Annotated in this window: 3 protein-coding genes; all 3 read left to right on the plus strand. The window is 74.0% G+C overall.

The genetic code is table 11. The features are described from left to right. Nucleotides 1–53: 53 nt before the first annotated feature. From ftsW to murC, 3 genes are read left to right on the plus strand one after another with little or no spacing between them, the layout of a single operon-like run. The gene (ftsW, locus tag VF825_RS19745) at nt 54–1,322 is read left to right on the plus strand and encodes a putative lipid II flippase FtsW (protein WP_331116636.1); all 1,269 of its coding nucleotides are present in this window, start codon (nt 54–56) and stop codon (nt 1,320–1,322) included. Next, complete coding sequence (murG, locus tag VF825_RS19750; protein ID WP_331116638.1) at nt 1,319–2,428, plus strand: undecaprenyldiphospho-muramoylpentapeptide beta-N-acetylglucosaminyltransferase; 1,110 nt, start codon at nt 1,319–1,321, stop codon at nt 2,426–2,428. The genes ftsW and murG overlap by 4 nt, the downstream gene beginning before the upstream one ends. Further along, nucleotides 2,425–3,870, plus strand: coding sequence for a UDP-N-acetylmuramate--L-alanine ligase (murC, locus tag VF825_RS19755; protein ID WP_331116641.1), 1,446 nt, complete (start codon nt 2,425–2,427; stop codon nt 3,868–3,870). The genes murG and murC overlap by 4 nt, the downstream gene beginning before the upstream one ends. Nucleotides 3,871–3,903: the final 33 nt, after the last annotated feature.

Raw genomic sequence — 3,903 nt, forward strand, 5'->3', positions numbered from 1 at the left:
GACGCGTTCGCCGACGCCGTGCGTCGTCTCGCCGGCGGAGGGCCCGAGGCGCCGTGAGCGCGACGACGCCCCCGGCGCGCCCGGCACCGCGGACCGCGGCACCGGCGTCCCTCGGGCGCCTGGGCTCGCTCGCGGAGCGCCTGGAGTCCCCGGTCACCACCTACTACCTGCTGGTCGGCGCCACCGCCCTGCTCATCGTCATCGGGCTGGTCATGGTGCTGTCCGCCTCCAGCGTCACCTCCTACAAGGAGACGCACTCCTCCTACACGGTCTTCCTCAACCAGCTGCGCTTCGCCGTCATCGGGGTGGTCGGCGCGGTCACCGCCAGCCGCCAGCAGGTGCGCACGTGGCGGCGGCTGGCGCCGTGGCTGCTCGTCGGCGCCACCCTCCTGCAGGCCACGGTGTTCAGCCCCCTGGGCGTCTCGGTGCTCGGCAACCGCAACTGGATCCGCATCGGCGGCATGCAGCTGCAGCCGTCGGAGTTCGCCAAGATCGCGCTGATCCTCTTCGGCGCCACCGTGCTCAGCTCCAAGCGCCGCCGGCTCGGGGAGTTCAAGCACGCGGTGGTGCCGCTGGTCTTCCCCGCGTCGTTCCTGCTCATCGGCCTGGTCCTCGCCGGGCACGACCTCGGCACCGGCATGGTGCTGCTGGCGATCGTCGCCGGCATGCTCTTTGCCGCCGGCGTGCCGGCCCGCATGTTCGCCCTGGCCGGAGGCGGCGCCGCCCTGCTGACCCTGGTCATGGTCGTCACCAGCGCCAACCGGATGCGGCGGATCAGCTCGTGGATCGGCGGTGGCTGCACCGACCCCAACGGCGCCTGCTGGCAGACCATCCACGGCCAGTACGCCCTCGCCGACGGCGGCTGGTGGGGCGTCGGTCTCGGCGCCAGCCGGGAGAAGTGGCAGTGGCTGCCCGAGGCCCACAACGACTTCATCTTCGCGATCATCGGCGAGGAGCTCGGGCTGCCCGGCACCCTCGTCGTCATCGGGCTGTTCGCCGTCATCGCCGTGGCCTGCTACCGCCTCGTGCTGCGCAGCGACGACTTCTTCACGCGCGTCGCCACAGCCGGGGTCATGGTGTGGATCCTCGGCCAGGCCGTCATCAACATCGGCGCCGTGATCGGCCTGCTGCCGGTCATCGGCGTCCCGCTCCCTCTCGTCTCCAGCGGCGGCTCCGCCCTGGTGACGACCCTGTTCGCCCTCGGCATGCTGGTCTCGTTCGCCCGCAACGAACCCGGCTGCCGTGAGGCCCTCGCGGCGCGCCCCGGAGTGGTGCGTCGCTCGCTCGCCGTCGTCCCCCTCGGTCGGAGATCTCGTTCATGAACCACCCCCACGCCCTGTCCTCCGTGCTGCTCGCGGGGGGCGGGACGGCTGGTCACGTCTCACCCCTGCTCGCCCTCGCGGACTGCCTGCGCCGCCGCAACCCCGACCTGGAGGTCACCGCCCTCGGCACCGACACCGGGCTGGAGTCCTCCCTGGTGCCGGCCCGCGGATACCCGCTCAAGACCATCCCCAAGGTGGCCTTCCCCCGCAAGCCCTCCGGGGACGCGCTGCGACTGCCCGGCGCGCTGCGCGCGGCGGTGGCGCTGGCCGGCCGCGCCATCGACGACGTCGCGGCCGACGTGGTCGTGGGCTTCGGTGGCTACGTCTCCACCCCCGCCTACCTCGCCGCGCGCAAGCGGGGCATCCCCATCGTCATCCACGAGCAGAACGCCCGGCCCGGCCTGGCCAACCGGCTCGGGGCACGGATGACCCCGTGGGTCGCCACCACGTTCTCCTCGACGGTGCTGCCGCACGCCAAGGCGATCGGCATGCCGCTGCGTCCCGAGATCACGCACCTGGACCGGGTCGCGCTGCGGGCCGAGGCGCTGTCCACCCTCGGCCTGGAGGACCGCCGCCCCACGTTGCTGGTCACCGGCGGCTCGCTGGGCGCCCAGCGGCTCAACACCGCCTTCGAGCAGCGGGTCAAGGCCCTGCGTGACGCCGGGGTGCAGGTGCTGCACGTCACCGGGCGCGGCAAGGAGTTCGACCCGGTGCCCAAGGGTGAGGGACCGCGCTACGTCGTGCTGCCCTATGCCGAGCGGATGGACCTCGCTTACGCCGCCGCCGACCTCGTGGTCACCCGCGCGGGCGCGGGCATGGTGTGCGAGCTGACCGCGGTCGGCCTGCCGGCGGTCTACGTGCCGCTGCCGATCGGCAACGGCGAGCAGCACGTCAACGCCGCCGACGTCGTGGCGGCCGGCGGTGGCCTGCTCGTCGACGACGCGACCGTCAGCCCCGAGTGGATCGACGCCGAGCTGATCCCGCTGCTCACCGACGCCGACCGGCTCGCGGCCATGGCCACCGCCGCGTCCACCGTGGGGGAGAAGGACGCCGACGAGCGCCTGGCCGACATGGTCGTCGCCGCGGTGGAAGGGCCCGCCCAGTGAGGAACAGCCGGTTCGACTTCACCGACCCGGTGCCGGCTGCGGCCGACCTCGGCCGGGTCCACTTCATCGCGATCGGCGGGGCGGGCATGTCCGGCGTGGCCCGCGTCCTGCTGGCCCAGGGGGTCGCGGTCAGCGGCTCCGATGCCCGGGAATCCCTGGTGCTGACGGCGCTGGCGGCCGAGGGCGCCGACGTCCACGTCGGCCACGACGCGGCCCACCTCGAGGGCGTCGACACCGTGGTCATCTCCTCGGCCATCCGCGAGGACAACCCCGAGCTCGAGGCGGCCCGCGCGCGTGGGCTGCGCGTGCTGCACCGGTCCCAGGCCCTCGCCTCGGTGATGCAGGGCCGCCGCCGGGTCGCCGTGGCCGGGGCCAACGGCAAGACCACCACCACCTCGATGCTCACCGTCGCCCTGCAGCACTGCGGGGTCGACCCCTCGTTCGCGGTCGGGGGCGAGCTCGCCAAGCACGGCACCAACGCCCACCACGGGACTGGTGAGGTGTTCGTGGCCGAGGCCGACGAGAGCGACGGCTCCTTCCTCGTCTACCGCCCCGAGGTGGCCATCGTCACCAACGTCCAGCCCGACCACCTCGACTTCTACGGCACCTTCGAGGCGGTGCAGGAGGCGTATGCCCGGTTCGCCGCCAGCATCCAGCCCGGTGGCCTGCTGGTGACCTGTGCCGACGACGAGGGGGCACGCACCCTGGCCGACACCGCCGGGGCCGGCGGCGTGCGGGTGCTGACCTACGGGGTCGCCGAGGACGCCGACCTGCGGCTGTCCGACCTCGCCGGTGAGGGCATGGCCTCCAGTGCCCGCCTGCAGCTGCGCGGCGAGGACTCCGCCCGCACCCTGCAGATCGGCATCCCGGGGCGGCACAACCTGCTCAACGCCGCTGCGGCCTGGCTCGCGGCCACCGTGGGCCTGGGCCAGGACCCCGACCTGGTGCTCGAGGGCCTGGCCGGGTTCACCGGCACCCGGCGCCGGTTCGAGCCCAAGGGGGAGGCCGGGGGAGTGCGGGTCGTCGACGACTACGCCCACAACCCCGGCAAGGTGGCGGCCGTGGTCGAGACCGCGCGCGGCCTGGCCGCACCCGGTCGGCTGGTCGTGGTCTTCCAGCCGCACCTGTACTCGCGCACGCGGGATTTCGCCCAGCAGCTGGCCGATGCGCTGGGCCCGGCCGACGTGGTGCTCGTGATGGACGTCTACGCGGCCCGGGAGGACCCGGTGCCCGGGGTGTCCGGTGCCCTCGTGGCAGACCGAATCACCGGTGCGGACGCCGAGTTCGTGCCGTCCTGGTCGGCCGTCGCCCCTGCCGTCGCCGAGCTGGTGCGCCCCGGCGACCTCGTGCTGACCGTGGGGGCCGGTGACGTGACGATGGTGGGGCCGGAGGTCCTGCGGCTGCTCGGCGAGCGCTCGCAGGCGCCGGCGGCCGGCGCGTGAGCGCGCGGCGCGGCAGCTCCACCGTCGGGGGCC

This window comes from Oryzihumus sp. (assembly GCF_036391795.1).
GTDB lineage: Bacteria > Actinomycetota > Actinomycetes > Actinomycetales > Dermatophilaceae > Oryzihumus.